Annotated in this window: 27 protein-coding genes and 1 other RNA gene; 17 read left to right on the top strand and 11 right to left on the bottom strand. The window is 65.4% G+C overall.

The genetic code is table 11. The features are described 5' to 3' along the window. The first annotated feature begins 63 nt into the window (after window positions 1–63). From IVA79_RS33830 to dapE, 6 genes are all read left to right on the top strand, one after another. Complete coding sequence (locus tag IVA79_RS33830; protein WP_247561536.1) at window positions 64–1050, top strand: DUF1036 domain-containing protein; 987 nt, start codon at window positions 64–66, stop codon at window positions 1048–1050. 14 nt (window positions 1051–1064) lie between these two features. Continuing rightward, window positions 1065–1757: a pyrimidine 5'-nucleotidase gene (locus IVA79_RS33825; protein WP_247561430.1), complete on the top strand. Its 693-nt coding sequence runs from the start codon at window positions 1065–1067 to the stop codon at window positions 1755–1757. 131 nt (window positions 1758–1888) lie between these two features. Continuing rightward, window positions 1889–2734: a 2,3,4,5-tetrahydropyridine-2,6-dicarboxylate N-succinyltransferase gene (dapD, locus tag IVA79_RS33820; RefSeq protein WP_247561428.1), complete on the top strand. Its 846-nt coding sequence runs from the start codon at window positions 1889–1891 to the stop codon at window positions 2732–2734. An 82-nt stretch (window positions 2735–2816) separates the two neighbouring features. Further along, on the top strand, window positions 2817–3353 hold the full coding sequence (locus IVA79_RS33815) for a DUF805 domain-containing protein (protein WP_247561427.1): 537 nt from the start codon (window positions 2817–2819) through the stop codon (window positions 3351–3353). 108 nt (window positions 3354–3461) lie between these two features. Continuing rightward, complete coding sequence (locus tag IVA79_RS33810; RefSeq protein ID WP_247561425.1) at window positions 3462–4106, top strand: DUF805 domain-containing protein; 645 nt, start codon at window positions 3462–3464, stop codon at window positions 4104–4106. Continuing rightward, complete coding sequence (gene dapE, locus IVA79_RS33805; RefSeq protein WP_247561423.1) at window positions 4103–5269, top strand: succinyl-diaminopimelate desuccinylase; 1167 nt, start codon at window positions 4103–4105, stop codon at window positions 5267–5269. The genes IVA79_RS33810 and dapE overlap by 4 nt, the downstream gene beginning before the upstream one ends. A gap of 42 nt (window positions 5270–5311) precedes the next feature. Here the strand turns inward: dapE and truA are convergent, their stop codons facing one another. From truA to def, 3 genes are all read right to left on the bottom strand, one after another. Continuing rightward, complete coding sequence (truA, locus tag IVA79_RS33800; protein WP_247561421.1) at window positions 5312–6049, bottom strand: tRNA pseudouridine(38-40) synthase TruA; 738 nt, start codon at window positions 6047–6049, stop codon at window positions 5312–5314. Beyond that, the gene (fmt, locus tag IVA79_RS33795) at window positions 6049–6978 is read right to left on the bottom strand and encodes a methionyl-tRNA formyltransferase (RefSeq protein ID WP_247561420.1); all 930 of its coding nucleotides are present in this window, start codon (window positions 6976–6978) and stop codon (window positions 6049–6051) included. The genes truA and fmt overlap by 1 nt, the downstream gene beginning before the upstream one ends. Window positions 6979–7116: 138 nt before the next feature. Then, window positions 7117–7641: a peptide deformylase gene (gene def, locus IVA79_RS33790; protein ID WP_247561419.1), complete on the bottom strand. Its 525-nt coding sequence runs from the start codon at window positions 7639–7641 to the stop codon at window positions 7117–7119. Between the two features lie 170 nt (window positions 7642–7811). Between def and rmuC the strand changes: the two genes are divergently transcribed. Together rmuC and IVA79_RS33780 are read left to right on the top strand one after the other, a co-directional pair. Next, window positions 7812–9014 (top strand): DNA recombination protein RmuC, encoded by a 1203-nt coding sequence (gene rmuC / locus IVA79_RS33785; protein ID WP_247561418.1) that lies wholly within the window; start codon window positions 7812–7814, stop codon window positions 9012–9014. Window positions 9015–9085: 71 nt separating this feature from the next. Next, window positions 9086–10453 (top strand): MFS transporter, encoded by a 1368-nt coding sequence (locus IVA79_RS33780; RefSeq protein WP_247561417.1) that lies wholly within the window; start codon window positions 9086–9088, stop codon window positions 10451–10453. Between the two features lie 155 nt (window positions 10454–10608). Here the strand turns inward: IVA79_RS33780 and IVA79_RS33775 are convergent, their stop codons facing one another. From IVA79_RS33775 to ffs, 5 genes are all read right to left on the bottom strand, one after another. Then, entirely contained in the window at window positions 10609–11046 is a 438-nt protein-coding gene (locus IVA79_RS33775; protein WP_247561416.1) for a hypothetical protein, read from the bottom strand. 30 nt (window positions 11047–11076) lie between these two features. Beyond that, window positions 11077–11679, bottom strand: a complete 603-nt coding sequence (recR, locus tag IVA79_RS33770) for a recombination mediator RecR (RefSeq protein WP_247561415.1) — start codon at window positions 11677–11679, stop codon at window positions 11077–11079. A gap of 1 nt (window position 11680) precedes the next feature. Beyond that, window positions 11681–12001, bottom strand: coding sequence for a YbaB/EbfC family nucleoid-associated protein (locus IVA79_RS33765; RefSeq protein ID WP_194404772.1), 321 nt, complete (start codon window positions 11999–12001; stop codon window positions 11681–11683). Window positions 12002–12031: 30 nt separating this feature from the next. Further along, window positions 12032–13858 carry a DNA polymerase III subunit gamma/tau gene (locus tag IVA79_RS33760; protein WP_247561414.1) on the bottom strand — a complete coding sequence of 609 codons (1827 nt, stop codon included), beginning with the start codon at window positions 13856–13858 and terminating at the stop codon, window positions 12032–12034. Window positions 13859–13954: 96 nt separating this feature from the next. Beyond that, window positions 13955–14051, bottom strand: an RNA gene (ffs, locus tag IVA79_RS33755) — signal recognition particle sRNA small type. Between the two features lie 182 nt (window positions 14052–14233). On the opposite strand from ffs, the gene IVA79_RS33750 reads away from it, so the two are divergent. The 9 genes from IVA79_RS33750 to IVA79_RS33710 all read left to right on the top strand — a co-directional run bounded on the left by IVA79_RS33750 (window position 14234) and on the right by IVA79_RS33710 (window position 21667). Continuing rightward, on the top strand, window positions 14234–15079 hold the full coding sequence (locus IVA79_RS33750) for a transporter substrate-binding domain-containing protein (RefSeq protein ID WP_247561413.1): 846 nt from the start codon (window positions 14234–14236) through the stop codon (window positions 15077–15079). Between the two features lie 189 nt (window positions 15080–15268). Next, the gene (locus tag IVA79_RS33745) at window positions 15269–15931 is read left to right on the top strand and encodes an amino acid ABC transporter permease (protein WP_247561412.1); all 663 of its coding nucleotides are present in this window, start codon (window positions 15269–15271) and stop codon (window positions 15929–15931) included. Further along, complete coding sequence (locus tag IVA79_RS33740; protein ID WP_247561411.1) at window positions 15928–16722, top strand: amino acid ABC transporter ATP-binding protein; 795 nt, start codon at window positions 15928–15930, stop codon at window positions 16720–16722. The genes IVA79_RS33745 and IVA79_RS33740 overlap by 4 nt, the downstream gene beginning before the upstream one ends. Next, window positions 16722–17477, top strand: a complete 756-nt coding sequence (locus IVA79_RS33735; RefSeq protein WP_247561410.1) for an SDR family oxidoreductase — start codon at window positions 16722–16724, stop codon at window positions 17475–17477. Before IVA79_RS33740 ends, IVA79_RS33735 begins: the two co-directional genes overlap by 1 nt. Beyond that, entirely contained in the window at window positions 17474–18601 is a 1128-nt protein-coding gene (locus IVA79_RS33730; protein ID WP_247561409.1) for a muconate cycloisomerase family protein, read from the top strand. Before IVA79_RS33735 ends, IVA79_RS33730 begins: the two co-directional genes overlap by 4 nt. A gap of 160 nt (window positions 18602–18761) precedes the next feature. After that, window positions 18762–19181 (top strand): HIT family protein, encoded by a 420-nt coding sequence (locus tag IVA79_RS33725; protein ID WP_247561408.1) that lies wholly within the window; start codon window positions 18762–18764, stop codon window positions 19179–19181. Window positions 19182–19191: 10 nt separating this feature from the next. After that, window positions 19192–20130, top strand: coding sequence for an NAD(+) diphosphatase (nudC, locus tag IVA79_RS33720; RefSeq protein WP_247561407.1), 939 nt, complete (start codon window positions 19192–19194; stop codon window positions 20128–20130). Between the two features lie 6 nt (window positions 20131–20136). After that, the gene (locus tag IVA79_RS33715) at window positions 20137–21060 is read left to right on the top strand and encodes a sugar kinase (protein ID WP_247561406.1); all 924 of its coding nucleotides are present in this window, start codon (window positions 20137–20139) and stop codon (window positions 21058–21060) included. Between the two features lie 97 nt (window positions 21061–21157). Next, entirely contained in the window at window positions 21158–21667 is a 510-nt protein-coding gene (locus IVA79_RS33710; RefSeq protein WP_247561405.1) for an Lrp/AsnC family transcriptional regulator, read from the top strand. Window positions 21668–21815: 148 nt separating this feature from the next. Here the strand turns inward: IVA79_RS33710 and IVA79_RS33705 are convergent, their stop codons facing one another. From IVA79_RS33705 to hrpB, 3 genes are all read right to left on the bottom strand, one after another. Then, on the bottom strand, window positions 21816–23315 hold the full coding sequence (locus IVA79_RS33705) for a phosphomannomutase/phosphoglucomutase (RefSeq protein ID WP_247561404.1): 1500 nt from the start codon (window positions 23313–23315) through the stop codon (window positions 21816–21818). A gap of 192 nt (window positions 23316–23507) precedes the next feature. Then, entirely contained in the window at window positions 23508–24020 is a 513-nt protein-coding gene (locus IVA79_RS33700) for a TIGR02281 family clan AA aspartic protease (RefSeq protein ID WP_247561403.1), read from the bottom strand. A gap of 124 nt (window positions 24021–24144) precedes the next feature. Then, entirely contained in the window at window positions 24145–26619 is a 2475-nt protein-coding gene (gene hrpB, locus IVA79_RS33695) for an ATP-dependent helicase HrpB (protein WP_247561402.1), read from the bottom strand. Between the last annotated feature and the right edge of the window lie 11 nt (window positions 26620–26630).

The raw sequence follows: 26630 nt of genomic DNA, 5'->3' as shown, positions 1-26630 counted from the left end.
AAACCCGGCCATGACGACTCGAGTGGGCCGAAACACCGCCGCTCCCCCCTCACCCGCTTCCTGATGACGTTGCCGGCCGCAGCGGTCTCGTTCTTCTTCTCCTCCGCGCCCGCTTTCGCCGATCTCAAGATCTGCAACCGCATGTCCTATGTCGTCGAGGCCGCGATCGGCATCGACGACAAGGCCGCGACCGCGACGCGGGGCTGGTTCAGGATCGATCCCGCCACCTGCCGCGTGATGGTGCAGGGCACGCTGACGGCCGACCGCATCCTGCTCCACGCCCGGGCGCTCGGGGTCTATGGCGCCTCCCCGATCCCGCAGAACGGCCGCGACATGCTGTGCGTGGCACAGGACAATTTCGTCATTGCGGCGGCACGGCAGTGCCGCAGCGGCCAGACCCAAGTCGCGTTCACGCAGGTGACGCCGACGCAAGGCGCGGACGGCAACCTCGCCGCCTACCTCGCCGAGGATTCCGAATATGACGACGAGCAGGCCCGCCTCGCCGGCATCCAGCGCCTCTTGGTGATCGCAGGCTATGACGCCGCGCCGATCGACGGCGTCGACGGGCCGAAGACGCAAGCCGCGCTAGCCGCGTTCCTGAAAAGCCGCGGATTGTCGTCGGACATCGTGGGCTCGCCAACCTTCTTCAAGACCATGGTCGATGCGGTGCAGACGCCGTCTGCGACCGGCCTCACCTGGTGCAACGACACGCCGCACAAGGTGATGGCGGCGATCGCGACCGACGACGGCAGGTCCGTGACCAGCCGCGGCTGGTATCGCATCGATCCCAAGACCTGCCTGCACCCCGATGTGACAGGCCAGCCGAAACAGATCTTCAGCTTCGCGGAAGCCGTCGATGGCGACAACCGCGCCGTCAAGCTGAAGGACAGGCCGCTGAACTGGGGCGGCGACAGGCAGCTGTGCACGCGCGAAACCAAGTTCGAGACCAACGAGCAGACCGATTGCGGCGCGCGCGGATTTTCGGCAACGGGCTTTGGCGCGGTCGACATGTCGAGCGGCGGCAAGACGCTGCGCTTCGCGGTGCCGTGATCGAGAGGGTTTTGATGACTTCGCTCCGCAGCTTCGACCATGTCGACACCTGGGTGTTCGACCTCGACAACACGCTCTACCCGCATCACGTCAATCTGTGGCAGCAGGTCGATGCCCGGATCGGGGAGTTCGTCTGCAACTGGCTGAACGTCGGCCCGGCGGAAGCGCGCAACATCCAGAAGGACTATTACCGGCGCTTCGGCACCACCATGCGCGGCATGATGACCCTGCACGGCGTCTCCGCCGACGACTATCTCGCCTACGTCCACAAGATCGACCATTCGCCGCTGGAGCCGAACCCGGCGCTCGGCGAAGCCATCGCAAAACTGCCGGGGCGCAAGCTGATCCTGACCAACGGCTCGGTCGACCATGTCGATGCGGTGCTGGCGCGGCTCGGCTTCGCCGGCCATTTCGACGGCGTGTTCGACATCATCGCCGCCGGGTTCGAGCCGAAGCCGGCTGAGCAGACGTATCGGAAATTCCTCTCCGACCATTCGGTCGATCCGACGCGCGCCGCCATGTTCGAGGACCTCGCCCGCAACCTCACCGTTCCGCACCAGCTCGGCATGACCACCGTGCTGGTGGTGCCGGATGGAACGAAAGAGGTCGTGCGGGAAGACTGGGAACTGGAAGGCCGGGACGCCGCCCATGTCGACCACGTCACGGACGATCTGACGGGGTTTTTGGGCAGGCTGTCGCCACGATAACCGCCTTCGTCCCGGGCAAGCGTAAGCGCAGACCCGGGACGACGGCGGAGTATGCCTTGACTCAGCCCCCTCAAATCCCGAAAAAGCGCTCCAATTCACGCGAAACCACGCCTTCCCCAGAGGAAATCCCGATGTCCCTTGCAGCCCTCGAATCCACCATCAACAGCGCCTTCGACGCGCGTGACGGCATTTCGACCTCGACCAGAGGCGAGGTGCGCGAGGCCGTGGACCAGGCGCTAGAGACCTTGGACAAGGGCGAGGCGCGCGTTGCCGAGCGCGGCGCTGACGGCAAGTGGAAGGTCAATCAATGGCTGAAGAAGGCCGTGCTGCTGTCGTTCCGCCTCAACGACATGGGTGTTATCCCGGGCGGATCCGGCAAGGCGACCTGGTGGGACAAGGTGCCCTCGAAGTTCGAAGGCTGGGGCGAGAACCGTTTTCGTGATGCGGGTTTCCGCGCCGTGCCCGGCTCCATCGTGCGCCGCTCGGCTTTCATCGCCAAGAATGTCGTCTTGATGCCGTCCTTCGTCAATCTCGGCGCTTACGTCGATGAGAGCACCATGGTCGACACCTGGGCCACCGTCGGCTCCTGCGCGCAGATCGGCAAGCGCGTGCACATCTCCGGCGGCGCCGGCATCGGCGGCGTGCTCGAGCCGCTGCAGGCCGAACCCGTCATCATCGAGGACGATTGCTTCATCGGCGCGCGCAGCGAGGTCGCCGAAGGCGTGATCGTGCGCAAGGGCGCGGTGCTGGCGATGGGCGTGTTTCTGGGGGCCTCGACCAAGATCGTCGACCGCGAGACCGGCGAGGTCTTCATGGGCGAAGTGCCTGAATATTCGGTCGTGGTGCCCGGCGCGCTGCCCGGCAAGCCGATGAAGAACGGCCAGATCGGCCCCAGCACCGCCTGCGCCGTCATCGTCAAGCGCGTCGACGAGCGCACGCGGTCCAAGACCAGCATCAACGAGCTGCTGCGGGATTAGAGCCCGGCAGTCGAACCGAAGTCCAGCCTGGTACGACCAACCTGCGGAACCGCGAGCCGCAGAGCACGGTCCGGAGGTGGCGATGGACTTCGTCTGGCTATTGTTCAGCTTCAAGGGCCGCCTCAACCGCGCCAGATACCTCGTCGTGGAGCTGGCTCTCCTCGCGCTCTGGGGCGTGACCTGGCTTAAGCCGTTATTTCTGGTCTCGTCACCACAAGCCTTGAGCTGGATCGCCGCGATCCCAATGATGTGGATCGACATGGCCACGACGGCCAAAAGGCTTCACGACCGCAACAGAAGCGGCTGGTGGGCACTTGCCGTTGTCGTCATCAATCGTCTCTCCTACCTCTATTACGGCGCCTTTTTCGGACTCTCGTTCGGCGTCGACATCCCGATCGCCGGGGAGATGCTGCTCGTGATGTTGGCGATTGCCCTGTCCCTCCTGCAGACATGGATCGTCATCGAGTTGTTTTTCCTGCCAGGGACCGACGGGCCCAACCGGTTCGGGCCGGATCCGACGCGCACCGCTCGTGCTGCCGCCGCCACGTCGCGTCCCGAGCCGCAGGGGCTTCCGGATTTTCTTCGCCGTTCTGGCTCCGCCCCGCATAGCGCGAGATAGATTCCGCAGTGCAAATCCGCGCGCGGAACGCACCGAGACCTCATCGAACCCCCACTCCCTTCATCACGACCAACGTCCGGGCGGCGACGTCCCTCCGGAGCCGATCGCATGGACTGGACCTGGTACCTCTTCCGCTTCGACGGCCGCATCAACCGCGCCCTGCTGTGGCAGGCGCTGCTGATCGTGGCGTTGCTGGCGGCGCTGCTCGGTGTGATCGGCCAGGTGATCCACCTCGTCAGTGCCGACGGGGCGTTAAAGCTATCGCTGAAACTCGATTTTGACTTCGGCCTCGACGACCTCTTCAAGTTGGTCGATCCCCGCGCTTATCGCTCGCTGGCCTCCCTCGATCGCACGAATCTGATCCTGAAGGCGCTCGGCCTGTCGCTGTTCCTCTGGATTTTTCTCGCGACCTCCATCAAGCGGCTGCATGATCGCGACAGGAATGGCTGGTGGATCGTTTCGTTCTTCTTCCTGCCCGGCCTGTACAACCAGTTCTCGGACCTGCTGCCGGACTCCTACTGGATGCTTCCGTTCTGGCTGGTCGCGTCCATCTTGTGGCTGTGGGGCTTGGTCGAGATGTTCTGCATGCGTGGTAGCGAGGGCAGCAACCGGTTCGGCCCCGATCCGCTGGCCGACATCGAGGACCGCTCCGCCACGCCCCCTGCCAAAAGCTGGGACCAGAGCCGCGAGATCGAATTTGTCCCGCCCAGTGCTAGCCCACCCGGCGGCATGCATGTTAAGCGGAATGCATGACCGATGCTTTGTCCATTGCCCGCGATCTGATCCGCTGTCCCTCGGTAACCCCTGAAGATGCCGGTGCGCTCGGGGTGCTCGAGAAAATCCTCTCTGCCGCCGGCTTCACTTGCCACCGCGTGACCTTCAGCGAGGAAGGCACTGCCGACGTCGACAATCTCTATGCGCGGATCGGCAACGAGGGGCCGCATCTCACTTTTGCCGGCCATACCGATGTGGTGCCGGCGGGCGACGAGAGCGCATGGAGCGTCGGCGCGTTCTCCGGCGAGGTGAAGGACGGGGTCCTGCACGGCCGCGGCGCGGTCGACATGAAGGGCGGCATCGCCTGCTCGGTCGCTGCTGTCCTGGAGCATCTCGCCGCCAATGGCGGCAAGCCGCGTGACGATGGAAAGGGCTCGATCTCGTTCCTGATCACCGGCGATGAGGAAGACGTCTCCATCAACGGCACCATCAAGCTGCTCAAATGGGCCGCCGAGCGCGGCGAGAAGTTCGACCATTGCGTGCTGGGCGAGCCCTCCAATGTCGAGACGCTCGGTGACACCATCAAGGTCGGCCGCCGCGGCTCGCAATCCGGCACGCTCGTCGTCGACGGTGTGCAGGGCCACGTCGCCTATCCGCATCGTGCCTCCAATCCGGTGCCTGACATCTCGCGCCTGATCGTGGCGATCTCCGACGAGCCGCTCGACCATGGCAGCGCGCAATTCCAGGCGTCCAACCTCGAATTTACTTCAGTGGACGTCGGCAACAAGGCGAGCAACGTCATTCCCGGCGAGGCCCGCGCGAAATTCAACATCCGCTACAATGACAACCACACCCAGGCGTCCCTGCGCGAGCTGGTCGAGACGCGCCTCGCCAAAGCCTGCGGCAACCGCATCCGCGCCCGCATCGTCTGGGAGCCCTCCAACTCCAACGTGTTCGTGACCAAGCCCGGCCCGTTCACCGACCTCGCGGTGGCCGCGATCGAGGAGGTGACAGGCCGCAAGCCGGAGCTGTCGACCTCAGGCGGCACGTCGGATGCGCGCTTCATCTCCAGCTATTGCCCGGTGATCGAGTTCGGCCTGGTCGGCCAGACCATGCACCAGATCGACGAGCGCGTGCCGGTGACCGATCTGGAGAAGCTGACGAAGGTGTATCGCGGGATTTTGACGCGGTATTTTGGGTGAGGTTCTTCTCCCTCTCCCGCAAGCGGAGAGAGGCGAAGAACCTCAATAATCCACCTTCATCAGATACAGCCCGTCCGGTGGCGCCACGATGCCACACGCCGCGCGGTTGCGCGCGGCCAGTGCTGCGGAGAGATCGTCGGCGGTCCAGCGGCCCTCGCCGACCCAGACCAGCGATCCCACCATCGAGCGGACCTGGCTGTGCAGGAACGAGCGCGCCGAGGTGATGATCGTGATCTCGCGGCCGTCGCGCAGCACGTCGAGCTGATCGAGCGTCTTCTCCGGCGATCTGGCCTGGCACTCGGTGTCGCGGAAGGTGGTGAAATCGTGCTTGCCGAGCAGGCGCTGCGCCGCCGCATGCATCGCGTCGGCATCGAGCCGGCGCGGCACGCGCCAGGCGTGGCCGATGTCGAGGGCGAGATTGGCGCGGGTGTTGATCACGCGGTAGCGGTAGTGCCGCTTCAAAGCAGAGAAGCGCGCCTCGAAGCTGTCAGGCACGATCTCGGCCTCCAGCACCGCGATCGGATGCGGCCGCAGATGCGCGTTGAGTCCGTCGCGAAAGCGGCCCGGCGGAAATTGCTTGTCGACATCGACATGCGCCACCTGACCGCGCGCGTGGACACCGGCATCAGTGCGGCCGGCGCCATGCACGCGCAGACCCGCGCCGGTCATCGCCTTCACGGCTGCCTCCAGCGCGCCCTGCACCGAGGGCAGCGTCTCCTGCACCTGCCAGCCGAAGAACGGCGCGCCGTCATATTCGATGGTGAGCTTGTAGCGGGGCATCAACCGAACCGCATCGGCGGGCTCACGGGTGCGCCGCGCAGGAACTCCGCGGCCTGCATCCGGCCTTTGCCCTCGCGCTGCAGCTCGATGATGCGGATCGCGCCCTCGCCGCAGGCGATGGTCAGCTTATCGTTGAGCACCGCGCCCGGAGTGCCCGCGCCCGAGCCTTCCGCCAGCTCGCAGCGCAGGATTTTGACGCGCGCATTGTCGAGCTCGGCCCAGGCGCCGGGGAACGGCGACAGGCCGTGGATGTGGCGCAGCACCGCGCGCGCAGGTTTGCTCCAATCGATCCGCGCCTCGGCCTTGTCGATCTTGGCGGCGTAGGTGACGCCGTCCTCGCTCTGCTTCTTCAGTTGGAGCCCGCCGCGGGCAAGCGCAGCCATGGCGCGCACCATCAAATCGGCACCGAGCCGGGACAGGCGATCATGCAGATCGGCCGCGGTCATGCTGTCGGTGATGGCGAGGCGCTCGGCCATCGCGACGTCGCCGGTGTCGAGACCGACATCCATCTTCATCACCATCACGCCGCTCTCGGCATCGCCTTCCATGATCGCGCGGTTGATCGGCGCCGCGCCGCGCCAGCGCGGGAGCAGGGAAGCGTGTAGATTGTAGCAGCCGAGTTTTGGCGCATCGAGGATCGGCTGCGGCAGGATCATGCCGTAGGCGACGACGACGGCCGCATCGGCGTCGAACGCCCGGAACTCCTCCAGCGCTTGTTCAGTCTTCAACGTCTTCGGCGTCAGCACGGGCACACCGAGTTTTCGCGCGGCCTCCTCGACCTGGGTCGGCTGCAATTGCAGCCCGCGCCGCCCGCCCGGCTTCGGCGCGCGGGTGTAAACGGCGACGATCTCATGGCCATGCGCGACCAGTTCGAGCAGCGTCGGCACGGAGAAATCGGGCGTGCCCATGAAGATCAGGCGGAGGGGCATGTGGCGAGACAATCCTCGGAAGCGAGCAAGGTACGCGTAATGGCCGGGCTTGTCCCGGCCATCCACGTTCTTCCTGCCCGCGGCGCTAGAGAACGTGGATGCCCGGGACAAGCCCGGGCATGACGGCGGAGGACGTAACTACTCCGCGCGCTTGGCGGCTTTCTCGAACTTCTTCATCACGCGGTCGCGCTTGAGCTTCGACAGATAGTCGACGAACAGCACGCCGTTGAGATGATCGATCTCGTGCTGGATGCAGGTGGCATAGAGGCCTTCGGCGTCCTCCTCGTGCACCTTGCCGTCGAGATCGGTGAAGCGCACGCGCACCTTCGCGGGGCGCTCGACCTCTTCGTAATATTCGGGGATCGAGAGGCAGCCTTCCTCGTAAATCGACAGCTCCTCGGAGGAGGCGATGATCTCGGGGTTGATGAAGACGCGCGGCAGCGGCTTGGTCTCGCCGTTCTCGTCGCGCTTGGCGAGGTCCATGGTGATCAGCCGCAGCGGCTGCGCGATCTGGATCGCGGCCAGCCCAATGCCGGGCGCGTCGTACATGGTCTCGAACATATCGTCGGCAAGCTTGCGGATCTCCGAGGTGACCTTCTCGATCGGCTTGGAGACCAGACGCAGCTGCTTGTCGGGCAGGATGATGATTTCTCTGAGGGCCATGGCCGCGATTTAAGCCGCTGCCTTCAACCGGTCAATGCGGCCGGGAACCCGTTAACGCTTCGCTAACCATAAAACTTCAGGCTTCGTTAACCATAAAAATTAGGGGGCGGTTAACCATAAGCGTTCGCTATTCGTTCGCGAGCCTCGGCGAATCGGCTAGAACGGTCGGCATGAACGAGATCATTTTCATGCTCGGCGACTGGCCGGTGCGCACGATCGATGCGCTTATCGGCTTCGGCGCCCTCGTGCTCGTCCTGCTGGTGGTGATCGCCATCGTCATCGCGCGATCCGGGCGGCGGGGCGCGGAACTCGCCATGGCGCACGCGATCCGGGCCGATGAGCTCGAGGAGCGCCTGAGCGAAGTGCTGCGCGCCCAGAGCGAATCCTCTGGGAGGGTCGACGCCATGACCCAGGCGCTGGCCGGCCGCCAGGCCGAGATGGCGCGGGCGGTCAACGAGCGGCTGGATTCGGTGACGCACCGTGTCGGCCAGTCCATGGAACATTCGACCCGCAACACCATGGAGAGCCTGCGCGCGCTGCATGAGCGGCTCGGCATCATCGACAGCGCCCACAAGAACCTCACCGATCTCACCACGCAGGTGACGACCTTGCGCGACGTGCTCGCCAACAAGCAATCGCGCGGCGCCTTCGGCCAGGCGCGGATGGAGGCGATCGTCCAGGACGGCCTTCCCAAGGGGGCCTACGAGTTCCAGTTCACGCTCTCGACCGGCAAGCGGCCCGATTGCGTCGTGTTCCTGCCGGACCAGCGCCCGCTCTGCATCGACGCCAAGTTCCCGCTGGAGGCGATGACGGCGCTGCACGACGCCCGCACCGACGAGGAGCGGCGCGTCGCCACGCAGCGCCTGCGCGGCGACGTGATGAAGCATGTCAGCGACATCGCCGAGAAATATCTCGTCACCGGCGAAACCCAGGAAATGGCGCTGATGTTCGTGCCGTCGGAATCGGTTTACGCCGAGATTCACGACGGTTTCGACGATGTGATCCAGAAGGCCTACCGCGCCCGCGTCGTGCTGGTGTCGCCCTCGCTCCTGATGCTCGCGATCCAGGTGATGCAGCAGATCATGAAGGACGCGCGCATGCGCGATGCCGCCGACCAGATCCAGACCGAAGTGATCAAGCTCGGCGACGATCTGGGACGCCTGCGCGAGCGCGTGGTCAAACTGCAGAAACATTTTTCCGACGCAAACGAGGACGTCCGCCAGATCCTGATCTCCGCCGACAAAATCGAGAAACGTGCCGGACGAATCGAGGAGCTCGATTTCAGCAAGAGCGACGCGCCGGCCGAGGGGCCACGGCTGGTGGCCGCGGGCGCAGGCGAGCTGTTCCCGCGGAAGCTCCAGGCGGGGGAGTGATCTAACCTCTCCTCGTAACAACGGGGCGAGGGAGACGAGGCACCGCCGCCAGAATCTGCTAACACCTCTCCATGACCGCACCCGACGCGACCTCCCCAGCCGCCGCGACTTCCGCCCCTGCGCCCTCCTGGCGCGAAAGTCTTGCCGTGTACCTGCAGCCGCGGGTGCTGATCGTGCTGTTTCTCGGCTTCTCCTCCGGCCTGCCGCTGGCTTTGTCAGGCTCGACGCTGCTGGTGTGGATGCGCGAGGCCGGGGTCGACCTCAAGACCATCGGGCTGTTCGCGCTGGTCGGCACGCCCTACACGCTGAAATTCCTGTGGGCGCCGCTGGTGGACGCGCTGCATGTGCCGCTGTTCACGCGCGCGTTCGGGCGGCGTCGGGGGTGGCTACTGTTTTCGCAGCTGCTACTGATCGTCGCGATCCTGCTGCTGGCTATGACCGATCCCGCGCGCTCGCCGTTCTATGTCGCGCTCGGCGCGCTGCTGGTGGCGACGACGTCGTCGACGCAGGACATCGTGGTCGACGCCTTCCGCGTCGAGAGCCTGCCCGAGAGCGAGCAGGCTGCCGGCATGGCCGCCTATGTCGCGGCCTATCGCATCGGCATGCTGGTCTCGACCGCGGGCGCGCTGTTCATCGTCTCCGGCTTCGAGAGCACCGGCATCACCCGCACATCGGCCTGGATGTGGGGCTATGTGGTGATGGCGGCGATGGTGCTGATCGGGACGATCACGGCGCTTGCGGCGACCGAGCCCGGGCAATCGGTCCGGGCTGAAGCTGCGACGAAAACAGAGACCGCATTCGCGCGCGTGCTGCGCGCGGCGATCGGCGCTTTCTCGGAATTCCTGTCACGGAAGGATGCGCTCGCCGCGCTCGCCTTCGTGGTACTGTTCAAGTTCACCGATGCGTTCTCCGGGACAATGACCGCGCCGTTCGTGATCGACCTCGGTTTCTCCCGCAATGATTATGCGGCGATCGTGAAGGGCGTCGGCCTGGCCGCGACGCTGATCGGCGGCTTTGCCGGCGGTTTCGTCGCGCGGCGCTATCCGCTTGCGGTATCGCTCTGGATCGGCGGCATGGTGCAGGCGCTGGCCAACCTTTCTTTCTCCTGGCTCGCCATCGTCGGCACCAATCAATGGGCGCTGGCGTTCGCCATCTGCGCCGAGAATTTCACCAGCGCCATCGGCACCGTGATCTTCGTGGCCTATCTCTCGGCGCTGTGCCAGAACCCGCTGCACACGGCGACGCAATATGCGCTGCTCACCGCACTCGCGGCGGTGGGGCGCACCTATCTCTCATCAGGTGCGGGCTTCGTCGCGGAGACGACCGGTTGGCCGCTGTTCTTCGTGATCTGCGTGCTGGTGGCAATTCCGAGCCTGGTGCTGCTGGCCTGGTTGCAGAAGCGCGCGCATTTCGAGACGCTGGGGCCGGTAAGGGTTTAAAGGTCTCGTAGGGTGGGCAAAGGCGCACTTGCGCCGTGCCCACCATCGCGCCAGGAATTCGAAAGAGGTCGTGGGCACGCTTCGCTTTGCCCACCCTACGGCAGCTAACCCACCCTACGGCACCTACTTGCCCCCTACGGCACCCCACTTGCCCCCTACTGCTTCTTGATCAAGCTCCACTTCGTGATCACGGCTTCGCTCATCTGGCCAGCATCGCTGGCGCAGGCGATCTCGTCGACCTTGACGGAGATTTCCTTACCGACGAATGATTTCAACTGCGTGGCCTGGGCGTCGCTGGAGGTGACCAGCTGGAAGGTCTCGGGGCCGGTCTCGAGGTTGCACAGCCCGTTCGGCGCCGGCAGGCGGCGCGGCTCGGAGGTGATCTGGTACATCGGGATCCGCTTGCCGGCCTTCTTGACGTCGCGCACTTTCATCGCGTTCAACTCGCCCGACAGCACGTCGCCGGCATTGATCGGCTTGCCGGGCTTCGACGGCGGCGCGGCCTCGTCGCCCTGCTGCGCGGAGATCGCCGGGGTCACCAGCATTGCCATCGTCGCGACCAAAGCCAATCGTGTGGCGAAAAGTTTCGTCATGTCGTCCGTTCCGTGAGATGTCTTGGATGGCTAGAACAGGGTCCGCTGCCGCATCGCTGCCGATAGCGTACCTTCATCGAGATAATCAAGCTCGCCGCCGACGGGAACCCCATGGGCGAGCCGCGTCACCTTCACATTGGCGTCCTGAAGCAGGTCGGTGATGTAGTGCGCCGTGGTCTGGCCGTCCACCGTCGCATTCAGCGCCAGGATGATTTCGTGCACCTGCGAATCATGGGCGCGTGCCACCAGCGCGTCGATGGTCAGATCCTGCGGGCCGACGCCGTCGAGCGGCGACAATGTCGCGCCTAGCACGTGATAGCGCCCCTGGGTGGCATTGGCCCGCTCCAGCGCCCAGAGATCGGCGACGTCGGCGACGACGACGATGATGGATGGGTCGCGCTTCGGATCGGTGCAGACGGTGCAGGGATTTTGCGTGTCGATATTGCCGCAGGTCTTGCAGACCTCGACCTTGTCGAGCGCGACCTGCATGGCCGAGGACAGCGGCATCATCAACGCTTCGCGCTTCTTGATCAGATGCAGTGCCGCGCGCCGCGCCGATCGCGGACCGAGGCCCGGCAGCCGTGCGAGCAGCTGGACCAGCCGTTCGATTTCGGGACCTGCAACAGCGCCCATCTTATTGGCCGAACAACCCCGGCGGCAGGCCGAGCCCACCGGTGAGAGCCTGCATCTTCTCCTGCATCGCGGCCTCCGCCCTGCGGCGCGCATCGCCCATGGCGGTGACGAGCAGGTCTTCCAGCACCTCGCGCTCTTCCGGCTTCATCAGCGAGGGATCGATCTTGACGGCCTTCACGTCCATCTTCGCGGTCATGCGCACCGCAACGAGGCCGCCGCCGGAGATGCCCTCGACTTCCACGTTGGCAAGCTGCTCCTGCATCTCCTGCATCTTGGATTGCAGCTGTGCCGCCTGCTTCATCATGCCGAGAAAATCAGCCATGGGTGCATGTCCTTGGAAAGAAAGAATGGCTCAGAGATCGTCGTCGGCGTCGGAACCGTCGGGCGGATCGTCACTGCCATAGTCAGCGTTTATATTGGCTTCCGGCGTCTCGGGAGCAAGCCTGCGGACCTCGACGACCTTCGCGCCGGGGAAGCGCGACAGCACCTCCTGCACGCGCGGATCGGCCTCCGCGGTCCGCGCATGCTCCTGCTTGGCGGCCTGGTTCACCGAGCGCAGCGTCGGCTGGCCCTGCTCGTTGGAGACGATCACGGTCCAGCGCCGGCCGGTCCACAGCTCGAATTTCTTCGCAAGCTCCGAGATCATGGTCCTGGAGGCATTCGGCTCCAGCGCGACCTCGAGCCGGCCCTCCTCGAAACGAACGAGGCGCATATCGCCTTCGAGCGCGCTCTTGGTCATGATGTCGCGCTTCTGCCCGGCCAGCGCGACGAGCTGGGTGAAGCTGGTGACGCGCAGTACGGGCGCCGTGCCTTGCGGATCCGGCGCGGGCGCCGCCATCTGCGGCCGCGCTCCGCCACCGCCAAACGAAGGCGGCGACGCCGTCGGCATGCGAACCGGCGCTGCGGAGGCCACCGGCGCGGCCGGCGCACCGCTGCGCGCAGCACCGCCGCTGCTCACGACCGGCGAGCCGCCGCCGTTCTGCTCCAGCATCTTGATCGCTTCGTCCGGGGTCGGCAGGTCGGCGACATAGGCAATGCGCACCAGCACCATCTCGGCGGCCGCGGCGGGGCGTGTCGCGGCCTGCACCTCGGTGATGCCCTTGAGCAGCATCTGCCACATCCGCGACAGCACGCGCATCGAGATTTTCGAAGCGAACTCCTTCGCGCGCACGCGTTCGGTCTCGCCATAAGCGACGTTGTCGGCGGTCGCAGGCACGATCTTCACGCGGGTGACGAAATTGACGAATTCGGCGAGGTCCGAAAGCACGACGATCGGGTCGGCGCCGACGTCATACTGGTCGCGGAATTCCCTGAAGGCGCTCGCGATGTCGCCGCGCGCCAGCGAATCGAACAGATCGATGACGCGGGTGCGGTCGGCGAGCCCCAGCATCTGCCTGACCGCATCGGCCTTCACCTGCCCCGCGGCATGCGCGATGGCCTGGTCGAGCAGCGACAGCGAATCGCGTACCGAGCCTTCGGCGGCGCGCGCGATGATGCCGAGCGCTTCCGGCTCGATCTCGACATTTTCTTTCGTGGCAATGTTGGCGAGGTGCTTCATCAGCACGTCCGCCTCGACGCGGCGAAGATCAAAACGCTGGCAGCGCGACAGCACCGTGACCGGAACCTTGCGGATCTCGGTCGTGGCGAACACGAATTTGGCGTGCTCCGGCGGCTCCTCCAGCGTCTTCAGGAAGGCGTTGAACGCCGCCGTCGACAGCATGTGGACTTCGTCGATGATGTAGACCTTGTAGCGGGCGCTGGCCGGCGCATAGCGCACACTGTCATTGATCTGGCGGACGTCGTCGACGCCGGTGTGCGAGGCCGCGTCCATCTCCAGCACGTCCATGTGCCGGCTTTCCATGATCGCCTGGCAATGCACGCCGAGGGTCGGCATGTGGATGGTCGGGCCCTTCACCGAACCATCAGGCATCTCGTAGTTGAGCGCACGGGCCAAAATGCGCGCGGTGGTGGTCTTGCCGACGCCGCGGACGCCGGTGAGGATCCAGGCCTGTGGAATGCGCCCGGTCTCGAACGCATTGGAGACCGTGCGGACCACGGCCTCCTGGCCGATCAGATCGTCAAAGCTCGAGGGACGGTATTTGCGCGCCAGCACCCGGTAAGGCGCATTGCCGGCCGGGCCGGCGCTGTCGGGGTTGGGAGGGGCGCCAGCGTCGGTCATCGGTCGATCCGCAATGAAATGTCTCTTGGCCGGCTTTTGCGGAAAGGAGCGCGCTGGCGGCTGGCGCCGCCGGCGCTGGTTCGCTCGGAAAAACAGGTAGGAGACTGACGAGCGACCCGATCCGGACCTCGTTAGGGCTGCTTCCTTCCGGACCTGACCCGGTTGGCGAGTGGCTCGTCCACCGCCAATCTCCCGGTCTCTATTTGGGGCCAAAAGGACCGGAAAGCAAGCGGCTATCGCCCTCGATCGCCGGCGCCTGCCCAGCATCCGGGCAATTCCCGATCTGCCCAGCCGATAGGCTGTGCTTTCACTGATAGTGCCGCCTTGGTATGAAACCTGCCGGAACCCGTCCCAACCAGAAAAGCAGTGATCCCAATGGTTACACGTCGTGATGTTGCATCGATTGTCGGACTTGGCGCGATGACGGCGGCCGCGCTGGCTTCGCCGGCGGTGGCCCAGAGCGCCGATTCGAACGAATCGACCTTCGCCCGCATCCGCCGGACCAAGAAGATGCGGATCGGCGCGGTCGGCGGCGGCGCACCCTATTACATGAAGGATCTCTCCAGCGGTCAGTGGAAGGGCTTTTACATCGACATTGCCAAGGGTCTCGCCGACGACATGGAGGCCGAGCTCGAGATCACCGAGACCACCTGGGGCAATTCGGTGCTCGATCTGCAGGCCAACAAGATCGACATCTTCTTCGGCCTCAACCCGACCCCGAAGCGCGCACTGGTGATCGATTTCTCGGTGCCGGTCTTCAACAATGCCTTTGCCATCCTCTGCAAGAAGGACTTCAAGCCGAAGAGCTGGGCCGAGCTGAACTCGCCCGACATCAAGATCGCGGTCGACCAGGGCTCCTCGCACGACCAGGTCGTCAGCCGCCTGACGCCCAAGGCGCAGATCACCCGGCTGAAGACCGCCGACGACGCCACCGCCGCGCTACAGACCGGTCGCGTCGACGCGCAGTGCCTGATCACGATGCTGTCGCTGACCGTGCTGAAGAAGAACCCCTCGCTCGGCCAGCTCGTGCTGCCGACGCCGATCTTCGCGACGACGTCGAATGCCGGCTTCCGCCGCGAGGCCGACAAGACCTGGCGCGATTACGTCAACACCTGGATCGACTTCAACAAGGGCCTCGGCTTCATCCGCAACGCGATCATCACCAACATGGAGCTGGTGGGCGTGACGGAAGCGGACATTCCGCCGGGCGTATCGTTGTAAGTGATCCGTTTGGGGCAAGCGCGAGCCGCGCGCACCGCTCCTCTCCCTCTCCCGCTTGCGGGAGAGGGCCGGGGTGAGGGTGTCTCCGCTGGCAAGACTCCCCCAGAGGAAAGAGCCCTCACCCGCATCGCATCTGCGATGCGATGCGACCTCTCCCGCAAGCGGGAGAGGTGAAGCAAGAAGACACGCATGTATCAGTGGGACTTCGGCATCCTCTGGACCTATCGCTGGCTGTTTCTCAACGGGCTTGGCGTCACGGTCGGCTTCACCGTGGTCATCGTGGTGTGCGGGCTGCTGTTCGGCCTGCTAGGGGCGTTCGGCACGCTCTCGCGCTTCAAGCCGCTGCGTCTTCTCGCGCTCGCCTTCATCGAGGCGTTCCGCTGCACGCCGATCCTGGTGCAGCTGATCTGGTTCTATTACGCGCTGCCGATTCTCGCCGGCGTCGAGATGACGCCGATCACGGCCTCGGCGCTGGCGCTCTCGCTCTATGGCGGCTCGTTCTATTCCGAGATCATCCGCGGTGGCATCATCTCGATCGACAAGGGCCAATCCGAAGCCGGCGCCGCGCTGGGCATGACGCCTGGACAGACCATGCGCCGCATCGTGCTGCCGCAGGCGATCAAGCGCATGATCCCTGCGCTGATGAACCAGTCGATCATCCAGTTCAAGAATACGTCGCTGGTCTCGGTGCTGGCGGTGCCTGATCTGGTCTATCAGAGCCAGGTCGCCGCCCATGACAGCTACCGGCCGCTGGAGACCTACACCGCCGTCGCGGTCGCCTATGCGGCGATCCTGATTCCGCTCACCATCCTCGTCCGCCGCGGCGAGAAGCGACTGGCGGTCAGCGAATGAGCGAAACGTCGAAAATCGAGATCCGCAGCCTTCGCAAGAGCTTCGGCAGCAACGAAGTCCTCAAGAACATCAATCTTGACGTCGTCAAGGGCGGCGTCGTCGCGCTGATCGGGCCATCAGGCTCCGGCAAGTCGACCCTGCTCCGCTGCATCAATCTCCTGGTCGTGCCCGACGGCGGCAGCGTCCGCGTCGGTGACACCCGCTTTGCGTTCGGTGACGGTTCAAAACTGCCGGACGTGAGGACGTTGGCAAATTTCCGCGCCACCACCGGCATGGTGTTTCAGCATTTCAACCTGTTCCCGCACATGACGACGCTCCAGAACGTGATGGAGGGACCTGTCACGGTGCGGCGGATGGCCAAGGCGGACGCCGAGACGCTCGCGCGCGCCCAACTCGCCAAGGTGGGTCTCGCCGAAAAAGCCGATCAATATCCGGCGACGCTCTCCGGCGGACAGAAGCAGCGCGTCGCGATTGCCCGAGCACTGGCGATGGAACCTGATGTGATGCTGTTCGACGAGGCGACGTCGGCGCTCGATCCCGAGCTCGTCGGCGAGGTCTTGAACGTGATCCAGCAACTGGCGTCCGAGGGCATGACCATGGTGATCGTGACGCACGAGATTGCCTTCGCCCGCGAGGTCGCCGACCGCCTCATCTTCATGCGCGACGGCGTCGTGGTGGAAGAAGGCCCGGCGCGGCAGGTGATCGACAATCCCAAGGAAGCCGCGACACGCGCCTTCCTCAGCCATTTCCACCGCACCGGTGCATTGCCGCCGGCCACAACGGCATCGTGATGTCCGATATCAACCGCGTTTATCTCGTCACCGGTGCTGCCAGCGGCATCGGCCGCGCCACCGCAAAATTGCTCGCAGCGCCCGGCATCGGATTGCTACTGCACACGCGCTCGAACGCAGAGGGTCTCGACGCCACCGCCGCGGACGCCGGAGCGAAGGGCGCCGTCGTCTCAAAGTGCCTTGGCGATCTTGCCGAGGAGAACGTCGCCGCCGACGCCATCGCGGCCGTGAAAGCCGCCTTCTGCCGGCTCGACGGATTGATCCTGGTCGGCGGCCACGCTCGGCGAGGCAGCGCGATCGGCACGCCGGCGGATCAGTTCCGGCAGGCGATGGATGAGTCAGCGCTGGCCTTCACGCGAATGGTCGCTGCCGCGCTTCCGCTCCTTCGCGCAGGGCGCGATGCACGGATTGTCGCGGTGTCATCGTTCGTTGCCCACGCGATCCGGCCCGAATTTGCGCCCTTCGCAGCGACGGCTGCCAGCCGCGCCGCACTGGAAGCGCTGGTGCGGCTCACCGCAATTGAACTGGCCAGCGACGGCATCACCGTCAACGCAGTTGCACCCGGCCTCATCATCAAGGACAAGCCGAGCGAGAGCCGGCTTTCGCCCGAGCAGATCGCTGCCACAGAAGCGCTGATCCCGATGCGCCGCCGCGGGCGGCCCGAGGAAGTCGCCGAGATCATCGCCTTCCTGGCGTCGCCAAAAGCATCCTACGTCACCGGCCAGGTCTGGCACGTCAATGGAGGCCTGACATGAGCCAAGCAACGGTCGAACGCATCAGGCTGTTCCTGATCGAAAGCCCGATCAAGATGGCGCGCCTGCAGGGCGTCGGCAACGTCAAGGGCACGGTCAAGCGCGTGCTGATCGAGCTCACCTCCAGCGACGGCGTGGTCGGCTGGGGCGAGGCCGCGCCGTGGGAGGTGTTCACGGGAACACCGGAGGCAGCCTTCTCCGCGCTTGATATCTATCTGCGCCCAATCGTGCTCGGCAAGCCGGTGCGCCGCATCCGCGCACTCATGGCCGAGCTCGACCGTGCGCTGGTCGGCCACGCCGAGGCCAAGGTCGGAATCGAGATGGCGCTGCTCGACATCGTCGGCAAGTCGTCCGGCCTGTCGGTCGCCGACCTGCTCGGCGGCCGCGTCCGCGATACGATCCCGCTCTCCTTCTCGATCGCCGATCCGGATTTTGCCGCCGATCTCGACCGCATGCGGAAAATGGTTCCGGACGGCAATGTCATCTACAAGGTCAAGACCGGCGTAAAGCCGCATCGCGAGGACCTCGACCATCTCGCAGCGATCCGGAAGGAGTTCGGCGACAAGATCGACCTGCGCGTCGACTACAACCAGGCCTTGGCGCCGTTCGGCGCCATCAAGATCCTGCGCGACGTCGAAGAGTTCGCGCCGACCTTCATCGAACAGCCGGTGCCGCGCAAGTTTCTCGACGTGATGGCGCAGCTCACCGCGGCGCTGGAAACGCCCGTGCTCGCCGACGAAAGCTGCTTCGACCGCCGCGACATGATGGAGGTGGTGCGCCGCGAGGCGGCAAATGCTGTCTCGATCAAGCTGATGAAGGCTGGCGGCCTGTTCGAGGCGCAGGCGATCATGGCCATCGCCGACATCGCCGGCCTGCCCGGTTACGGCGGCACGCTGTGGGAGGGCGGCATCGGGCTCGCCGCAGGCACACAGCTGATTGCGGCGACGCCGGGCATCTCGCTCGGCTGCGAGTTCTACATGCCGCATCATGTGCTGACCGAAGACGTGCTGGAAGAACGCGTTGCGAATCGCAACGGCCATGTCGTGGTGCCGGATGGACCGGGCCTCGGCATCCGCGTCAGCGAAGCCTCGATCCGCGCCAATGCGCGGGTGCTGGCGGAGGCGTAAGGCAGCCGCCAACGCTACAAACTCAGCTGTCGTCCCGGGCAAGCGTAAGCTTGTCTGGGACGACGACCGCCTATGCGGTCCATATGCTTCCCCAATTTGACTCCCTATCGTATGGTCGGATCAAACAAGCCCGACCCCATCGGGCCATCCGGAAACACCTATGCCCGAACCCGCCTGGTCGCTGCATTCCCGCCTGAAAGACGACACGATCGACATCGGCGATTTGCCGCTGTCGAAGGTGCTGGTCATCAAGGATGCGCATTATCCCTGGCTGCTGCTGGTGCCGCGGCGTCCCGACGCGGTCGAGATCATCGATCTCGACGAGGTGCAGCAGGCGCAGCTGATGACGGAGATCTCCCGCGTCTCGCGCGCGCTGAAAGAGATCACCAAATGCGACAAGCTCAATGTCGCCGCGCTCGGCAATCTCGTGCCGCAGCTTCACGTTCACATCATCGCGCGCCGCACCAGTGACGCGGCCTGGCCGCGGCCGGTCTGGGGCGTGATGCCGCCCTTGGCGCATGACACCGCAGAGGTCCAGAATTTCATCAGCGCGCTTCGCCGCAAGATCTGGTTGGGTTGAAAGAACGATAATGTCAGCATTCGACGCATTTCCGCTGGGACGGCCGGCCTTCGTCACCAACATCCTCGACCGCGCCGCGCATCTGCGTCGCGACGACGAGAAGCTGTTCGCGATGGAGCAGAAGCCGAATTCGCGCGCCTATGTCGTCTACCGCGACTCGCTGCTGGTCAAGCGCGAGGGCGACAAGATCCGCGCGCTGCTCTCGATCGACGAGGCGCTGAAGTGCGGCGCCAATTCCGGCACGATCTTCCTCGGCCTGCGCGACAGCGCCGCGATGTTCGGCATGGGCCTGTCGCAGGCCGCCGCCGAGAAGCTGGTGGGACGCGAGGACTACACCCTGACCGAGCTGCGCGGCATGGCGATGCAGGGCGCGATTCCCCCTGAGGAGCTCTCGGCGATCGCGATGGCGAAGTCGATGGTGAGCTGGCACCAGCGCCACGGCTATTGCGCCAATTGCGGCACGCGCAGCGCGATGAAGGAAGGCGGCTGGAAGCGCGAGTGCCCGGCTTGCAAGGCCGAGCATTTTCCGCGGACTGACCCCGTCGTGATCATGCACGTCGCCTCCGGCGACAAATGCCTGCTCGGCCGCCAGAAGCAGTTTCCAGCAGGGATGTATTCCTGCCTCGCCGGCTTCGTCGAGGCCGCCGAGACCATCGAGGACGCGGTGCGCCGCGAGATCCTGGAAGAATCCGGCATTCGCTGCACCGACGTGCAATATTACATGACGCAGCCCTGGCCCTATCCGTCGTCGCTGATGATCGGCTGCAGCGCGCGGGCCGTGAGCGAGGACATCGTCGTCGATCGCATGGAGCTGGAAGACGCGCGCTGGTTCACGCGCGAGGAGGCCGCCTTGATGCTGACACGGACGCATCCGGACGGGCTCGCCGGCCCGCATCCCTTCGCCATCGCCCATCATTTGCTCGGCCGCTGGGTGCACGACAAGAGCTGACCGCCGATGGCGCTACCGAAGGCCGCGCCGCGCATCCTCTGCATCGGCATTCCCGTGCGCGACCTGACTTTTCGGGTCGAGGCCGTGCCACAGCGCGGCAGCAAGGCCAACGCCACGCATCTCGCCGAGATTTGCGGCGGCAATGCGCTCAACGCCGCCATCGCGATCGCGCGGCTTGGCGGCCGCGTCACCTTCGCCGGACCGATGGGCGATGCTCGCGAGACGTCGAGCGGCTTCATCCTCGAACGCATGACCGCCGAAGGCATCGAGACCAGCAATATCGTGCGCATGCCTGACGTGAGCACACCGGTCTCGGCGATCACCATCGACGCGACCGGTGAGCGGACGCTGACGATTTATCGCGATCCCGCGCTGTGGACCGTGAAGCTGCCCGATGCCGACGAGCTGCTCGACGAATGTCATTCTGTCCTCGTCGAGAGCCGCTGCGCCGCGTTCGCGATCCCCCTCTGCACCGAGGCACGCCGGCGCGGTATTCCCGTCATCGTCGGCGTCGACCGCGCAATGTCGTTGCAGGACGGCCTGCTCAAAACGGCCTCGCACCTGCTGTTCGCCAGCGAGCAGGTGCAGGAGACGGCCGGCATCACTGAGGACGGCGAAGCCTTGAGGCGTCTCGCCAGGCTGACGCCCGCCTTCCTCGCCGCGACCCGCGGTCCGCACGGCACGATCTGGCTGAACGAGGCGGGCGAGCTGGAGGAGACCGCGGCCTTCCCGATCCAGGCGGTCGACACGCTCGGCGCCGGCGACGTCTTCCATGGAGCGTTCACGCATTGCCTCGCCGAGGGCGAAGGGGTGCGGGAGGCGCTGCGATTCGCCGCGGCCGCCGCGGCGCTGAAATGCACCCGCCATGGCGGTGGCCTCGCGGCCCCGCAACGCTTTGAAGTTGAACGGCTTTTGCGAGGCGCCCTGTAGAGCGATTCCACTGGCGCGCCGAGATTACGGGCTTGCTGTGGAAGGATTTTCTCTATATCAGGGAAATCAGCCCCTGAAATGGAACAAAGTTCTTCAAATGACCGACCTCGCTGTCCCAACTCCCGAGACCAGCCGCCGCCTCGATGCCATCGACCGCAAGATCCTGATGGTGCTCCAGGAGGATGCCTCGCTGTCCGTCGCCGAGATCGGCGACCGCGTCGGCCTGTCCTCGACCCCCTGCTGGAAGCGCATCCAGCGGCTGGAGGCCGACGGCGTCATCCTCAAGCGCGTCGCCCTCGTCGACCAGAACAAGATCGGCCTTGGCATCTCCGTGTTCGTGTCGGTCGAGAGCTCCGACCATTCCGACGCCTGGCTGAAGAAGTTCGCCGAAGCCGTCAGCGCCATGCCCGAGGTGATGGAGTTCTACCGTATGGCCGGCGACGTCGACTACATGCTGCGCGTCGTGGTCGCGGACATGCAGGCCTATGACGTGTTCTACAAGAAGCTGATCAGCGCCGTGCCGCTGAAGAACGTCACCTCGCGCTTCGCGATGGAGAAGATCAAGTCGGTCACGACGCTGCCGATCCCGGCGGTGGTAGCGGCGTAGGTCGCCACCCAGACGCTGTCATCGCCCGGCTTTGACCGGGCGATCCAGTATTCCAGAGACGGTGATTGGATACGGAGAAGCCGCGGCGTACTGGATTCCCCGCTTTCGCGGGGAATGACAGCGGTGCTCATGGTGAGCGCCGACTTCCTCAAATCTTCTGATTGTACTCGCCGACTTCCGGATGCGTGCGCAGCACGCTGTTCACCATCTCGAACATGTCGTGCATGCGCTGCTCGGAGACCGGGCTCTCGACCACGACGACGAGCTCGGGCTTGTTGGAGGAGGCGCGCACCAGGCCCCAGCTGCCGTCCTCGACCGTGACGCGCACGCCGTTGACGGTGACGAGGTCGCGGATCGATTGTCCGCCGATCTTCGTGCCCTTGGCCTGCAGGCCCTCGAAGTGCTTCACTACCTGGTCGATGACGCCGTATTTGGTCTCGTCAGCGCAATGCGGCGACATGGTCGGCGACGACCAGGTCTTCGGCAGCGCGTTCTTCAGGTCCGCCATCGACTTGCCCGGCGCGCGGTCCAGCATGTCGCAGATCGCGATCGCCGAGACGAGACCATCGTCATAACCGCGGCCATAGGGCTTGTTGAAGAAGAAGTGGCCCGACTTCTCGAAGCCTGCCAGCGCGCCGGTCTCGTTGGTACGGCGCTTCATGTAGGAATGGCCGGTCTTCCAATAGGCAACCTTCGCGCCCTGCTTCTGCAGCACGGGATCGGTGACGAACAGGCCGGTCGACTTCACGTCGACGATGAACTGCGCGTCCTTGTGGATCGCCGACATGTCGCGCGCCAGCATCACGCCGACCTTGTCGGCAAAGATCTCCTCACCGGTATTGTCGACGACGCCGCAGCGGTCGCCGTCGCCGTCGAAGCCGAGGCCGACATCGGCCTTGTGATGCAGCACCGCATCGCGGATCGCGTGCAGCATCTCCATGTCTTCCGGATTCGGATTGTATTTCGGGAAGGTGTGATCGAGCTCGGTGTCGAGCGGGATCACTTCGCAGCCGATCGCCTCCAGCACTTGCGGCGCAAACGCGCCGGCGGTGCCGTTGCCGCAGGCGGCGACGACCTTGAGCTTGCGCGTCAGCTTCGGACGAGAGGTGAGGTCGGCGATGTAGCGCGCCGGATAGTTCTCGTGAAATTGGTAGGAGCCGCCCGCCTTGTTCTTGAAATCGGCGCCCAGCACGATCTCCTTGAGCCGCGTCATCTCGTCGGGGCCGAAGGTCAGCGGACGGTTGGCGCCCATCTTGACGCCGGTCCAGCCATTGTCGTTGTGCGAGGCCGTGACCATGGCGACGCAGGGCACGTCGAGATCGAACTGCGCGAAGTAGGCCATCGGCGTCACCGCGAGCCCGATGTCGTGCACCTTGCACCCCGCCGCCATCAGGCCGGAGATCAGCGCATATTTGATCGAGGCCGAATAGCCGCGGAAATCATGGCCGGTGACGATCTCTTGGCGGACGCCGAGCTCGGCCATCAGCGCACCCAGCCCCATGCCGAGCGCCTGCACACCCATCAGGTTGATTTCCTTCTGGAACAACCAGCGCGCGTCGTATTCGCGAAAGCCGGTCGGTTTCACCATCGGCTCGGATTCGAAGGCGTAGGTGTTGGGCAACAATACGGATTTCGGCTTCGGGAACATTGAGACGGTCTCGTGAATAGGGGGCAGGAAATGAGGCAGCCTTAGCGAATGCCAGGCTGCAGCGGAAGGCGGGAATGCAGGCTTATGGCCGATAATTGCGGCAGTTTGGTAACGAAGAAACGTTACCGCGAGGGCGGTCGAGGCAAAGAGATGTCTTTGAAATGGACGGTGCCTGATCGCGGCAGGGCCCGCCTACTGCTCCAGCACCATCTGGCCGTTGGCGTACTCGAAGCGCTTGAGGCGGGAGAGGAAGGAGAGGCCGAGCAGGTTCTCCGACAGCGCCGCGTCGGGCAGCACCATGGCATCGACGTCGCGCACGATGAGGCCGCCGACATCGAGCATGGCGATGCGGGTGCGCGCGGCCTTGATGGTGCCGTTGGCGGTGGAGACGGTGGCGTTGTACTCGTTGCGCGAGGGACGGAGGCCAAAGCGGGCGGCCGAGGTCTCATTCAGCGCAACCACGGAGGCGCCGGTGTCGACCATGAAGCCGATACGCTGGCCCTCGATTCTGCCCTCGGTCTGGAAATGACCACGGCCGTCGCGGGAAATGGCAAGGCTGCGGCCCCCGGCCGGTGCCGCAGCCGCGACGGCGACCGTCGTGCGCGGCACTGACGTGGCGGACGCCGAGCTCATCTTGTCCGCCACCTGGGCCATGAAGGTGCCGAGGCCGATCATGACGGCCGCGAAGATCATAATGTTACGCATTACACCACGTCCGAGCCGAAAGCCCGATTTCACCACGCGACAGGCCCGACCGCGAGCGAAGCTGCGGCCGGAGCGCTGCTATTTTGACGAAAAGGATGAGCGGAGGGTTAATGAGGCCGTGTTCTCACGTCCCGCGCGGCTTCGCCCGCCGGGTCGGCAGCGCATTGGCGGGATCGTCCGGCCAGGGATGGCGCGGGTAGCGGCCGCGCAGGTCGGAGCGCACGGCGGCGTAGCTGCCACGCCAGAAGCCCGGGAGATCACGCGTCACCTGCACCGGGCGCTGTGCCGGCGACAACAGCTCCAGCACCAGCGGCACCTTGCCGGCTGCAATCGAGGGATGGGTGTTGAGACCGAACAATTCCTGCAGCCGCACCGCGATGGTCGGCCCCTGCTCGGCGTCATAGTCGATCGCGAGCACACTCCCGGTCGGCGCCTCGAAATGCGTCGGCGCCTCGCGGTCGAGCCGCGCGCGCATCTCCCACGGCAGCAGCGCCATCAGCGCGTCGGAGAGATCGCCCGGCGAGATATCCTTCAGCGCGATCTTGTCGTAGAGCGCCGGCACCAGCCAGTCGTCGCGCCGCGCAATCAATCCATCATCCGTAAGGTCAGGCCAGCTGTCGCCCTCGGCCTTGCGCAGGAACATCACGCGGTCGCGCCATTGCTTGGCGGCCTTCGACCAGGGCAGCCGATCGAGACCGGCGGCGATCAATCCGTCGGCGAAAATGCGCGCGGTATCCTCTGAGGGCGACACAGCCAGTGTCGCTTCAGACAGCGTGATCGCGTGCAGCACGCGCTTGCGCCGCGCGCGCAGCGCCATCGCGCCGCGGTCGAAGGTGATTTCGTCCGCGTTCTCGATATGCTCGGCGAAATGGTTCTCGATCTCGCCTTCGGTTATTTGCGCAGCGAGCAGGATGCGTCCGCTCGCCGCCGTGCCCGTCATCTGGCCGATCGCGATGTAGGGTGCGCGGGCGAGCGAGGAGGTTTGCTCGACGGCGGCGCCGCGGCCATTGGCCAGCACGAAACTGCCATTGCCGCGGTTGCGCGCGACACGGTCCGGAAAAGCATAAGCGAGCATCAGGCCGGTCGACAGATCCTCCTGCGGCCCGGCCTTCTCCGAAGCCGCGACCTGCGATGCCCAGCGCCGCGCCAGATCGCGCGCGCTCGACGCGCGCGGCGAGCGGTCGCGGCGGAACTGGTCGCGGCGATGCTCGAGATCGACGCTGTCACCGCCCAGCCCGCGCTCGGTGATGATCGCCGCGATTTCCGCGGCGGCTTCGCCCTCGCCGGCGCGATGCGAATCCACGATCATGCGCGCCAGCCGCGGCGGCAGCGCCAGGGCACGCAGGCTCTTGCCTTCGGCGGTGATGCGGCCGTCACCATCGAGCGCGTTGAGCTCGGCGAGAAGGCTTTTGGCTTCCTTCCAGGCGGGCCCCGGTGGCGGGTCGAGGAACGACAGCGCTGTGGGGTCGGCGACGCCCCATTGCGCGAGATCGAGCACCAGCGAGGACAGATCGGCGCTGAGGATTTCCGGCTGGGTGTAGGGCGCGAGCGAAGCCGTCTGCGGCTCGTCCCAGAGCCTGTAGCAGACGCCCGGCTCGGTACGGCCGGCGCGACCGCGGCGCTGGTCCACCGCCGCGCGCGAAGCACGCACGGTCTCGAGCCGCGTCAGCCCGATATCGGGTTCGTAGCGCGGCACGCGGGCAAGACCGGAATCGACCACGATGCGGACGCCTTCGATCGTCAGCGAGGTCTCCGCGATCGATGTCGCCAGCACAACCTTGCGCGTGCCCTTCGGCGCCGGCGCGATGGCGCGGTCCTGCACGGCGGCATCGAGCGCGCCGAACAGCGGCACGACCTCGATGGAGGCGTCCTGCACGCGCTCGCCGAGAAAATTCTGGGTGCGGCGGATTTCGGCGGCGCCCGGCAGGAAGGCCAGCACCGAGCCGCTGTCGGCGCGCAGCGCCGATGCGATCGCATCCGCCATCTGCCGCTCAATCGGTGCGTCGGCCTTGCGGCCGAGATAGCGCGTCTCGACCGGGAAGGCGCGGCCCTCGCTTTCGACGACGGGGGCCTCGCCCAGCAGGTTTGCCACGCGCGCACCATCGAGCGTTGCCGACATCACGAGGATGCGCAGATCCTCGCGCAGGCCGGTTTGCGCATCGCGTGCCAGTGCGAGACCCATGTCGGCATCGAGCGAGCGCTCGTGGAATTCGTCGAACAGGATGGCGGCAACGCCTGATAATTCGGGATCGTCGAGGATCTGGCGGGTGAAGATGCCCTCGGTCACCACCTCGATGCGAGTCGCCCGCGAGATCTTCGAGCCGAAGCGGACGCGATAACCGACGGTCTCACCGGCCCGCTCGCCCAGCGATTTGGCCATGCGGTCAGCGCTGGCGCGCGCGGCGATGCGGCGCGGCTCCAGCACGATGATCTTCCTATCCCTAGCCCAGGGCGCATCCAGCAGCGCCAGCGGCACGCGCGTGGTCTTGCCGGCGCCCGGCGGTGCCACCAGCACGGCCGCGTTGTTGGCCTCCAGCGTGCGCGACAAATCGTCGAGCACGGCATCGATCGGGAGCGGTGTGTCGAAACTGCGGGGCAAGGCCTATCCAC

Origin of the sequence: Bradyrhizobium sp. 138 (assembly GCF_023074075.1) — a bacterium.
Lineage (GTDB): Bacteria > Pseudomonadota > Alphaproteobacteria > Rhizobiales > Xanthobacteraceae > Bradyrhizobium.
Note: the sequence above shows the minus strand (reverse complement) of the source record. Positions and strands in the feature narration are given on the sequence as shown.

Bases quoted from the DNA above. Each gene is read 5' to 3' on its own strand.
- IVA79_RS33830 (WP_247561536.1), top strand. From the start codon at position 64: ATGACGTTGCCGGCCGCAGCGGTCTCGTTCTTCTTCTCCTCCGCGCCC.
- IVA79_RS33825 (WP_247561430.1), top strand. From the start codon at position 1,065: ATGACTTCGCTCCGCAGCTTCGACCATGTCGACACCTGGGTGTTCGAC.
- dapD (WP_247561428.1), top strand. From the start codon at position 1,889: ATGTCCCTTGCAGCCCTCGAATCCACCATCAACAGCGCCTTCGACGCG.
- IVA79_RS33815 (WP_247561427.1), top strand. From the start codon at position 2,817: ATGGACTTCGTCTGGCTATTGTTCAGCTTCAAGGGCCGCCTCAACCGC.
- IVA79_RS33810 (WP_247561425.1), top strand. From the start codon at position 3,462: ATGGACTGGACCTGGTACCTCTTCCGCTTCGACGGCCGCATCAACCGC.
- dapE (WP_247561423.1), top strand. From the start codon at position 4,103: ATGACCGATGCTTTGTCCATTGCCCGCGATCTGATCCGCTGTCCCTCG.
- truA (WP_247561421.1), bottom strand. From the start codon at position 6,049: ATGCCCCGCTACAAGCTCACCATCGAATATGACGGCGCGCCGTTCTTC.
- fmt (WP_247561420.1), bottom strand. From the start codon at position 6,978: ATGCCCCTCCGCCTGATCTTCATGGGCACGCCCGATTTCTCCGTGCCG.
- def (WP_247561419.1), bottom strand. From the start codon at position 7,641: ATGGCCCTCAGAGAAATCATCATCCTGCCCGACAAGCAGCTGCGTCTG.
- rmuC (WP_247561418.1), top strand. From the start codon at position 7,812: ATGAACGAGATCATTTTCATGCTCGGCGACTGGCCGGTGCGCACGATC.
- IVA79_RS33780 (WP_247561417.1), top strand. From the start codon at position 9,086: ATGACCGCACCCGACGCGACCTCCCCAGCCGCCGCGACTTCCGCCCCT.
- IVA79_RS33775 (WP_247561416.1), bottom strand. From the start codon at position 11,046: ATGACGAAACTTTTCGCCACACGATTGGCTTTGGTCGCGACGATGGCA.
- recR (WP_247561415.1), bottom strand. From the start codon at position 11,679: ATGGGCGCTGTTGCAGGTCCCGAAATCGAACGGCTGGTCCAGCTGCTC.
- IVA79_RS33765 (WP_194404772.1), bottom strand. From the start codon at position 12,001: ATGGCTGATTTTCTCGGCATGATGAAGCAGGCGGCACAGCTGCAATCC.
- IVA79_RS33760 (WP_247561414.1), bottom strand. From the start codon at position 13,858: ATGACCGACGCTGGCGCCCCTCCCAACCCCGACAGCGCCGGCCCGGCC.
- IVA79_RS33750 (WP_247561413.1), top strand. From the start codon at position 14,234: ATGGTTACACGTCGTGATGTTGCATCGATTGTCGGACTTGGCGCGATG.
- IVA79_RS33745 (WP_247561412.1), top strand. From the start codon at position 15,269: ATGTATCAGTGGGACTTCGGCATCCTCTGGACCTATCGCTGGCTGTTT.
- IVA79_RS33740 (WP_247561411.1), top strand. From the start codon at position 15,928: ATGAGCGAAACGTCGAAAATCGAGATCCGCAGCCTTCGCAAGAGCTTC.
- IVA79_RS33735 (WP_247561410.1), top strand. From the start codon at position 16,722: ATGTCCGATATCAACCGCGTTTATCTCGTCACCGGTGCTGCCAGCGGC.
- IVA79_RS33730 (WP_247561409.1), top strand. From the start codon at position 17,474: ATGAGCCAAGCAACGGTCGAACGCATCAGGCTGTTCCTGATCGAAAGC.
- IVA79_RS33725 (WP_247561408.1), top strand. From the start codon at position 18,762: ATGCCCGAACCCGCCTGGTCGCTGCATTCCCGCCTGAAAGACGACACG.
- nudC (WP_247561407.1), top strand. From the start codon at position 19,192: ATGTCAGCATTCGACGCATTTCCGCTGGGACGGCCGGCCTTCGTCACC.
- IVA79_RS33715 (WP_247561406.1), top strand. From the start codon at position 20,137: ATGGCGCTACCGAAGGCCGCGCCGCGCATCCTCTGCATCGGCATTCCC.
- IVA79_RS33710 (WP_247561405.1), top strand. From the start codon at position 21,158: ATGACCGACCTCGCTGTCCCAACTCCCGAGACCAGCCGCCGCCTCGAT.
- IVA79_RS33705 (WP_247561404.1), bottom strand. From the start codon at position 23,315: ATGTTCCCGAAGCCGAAATCCGTATTGTTGCCCAACACCTACGCCTTC.
- IVA79_RS33700 (WP_247561403.1), bottom strand. From the start codon at position 24,020: ATGCGTAACATTATGATCTTCGCGGCCGTCATGATCGGCCTCGGCACC.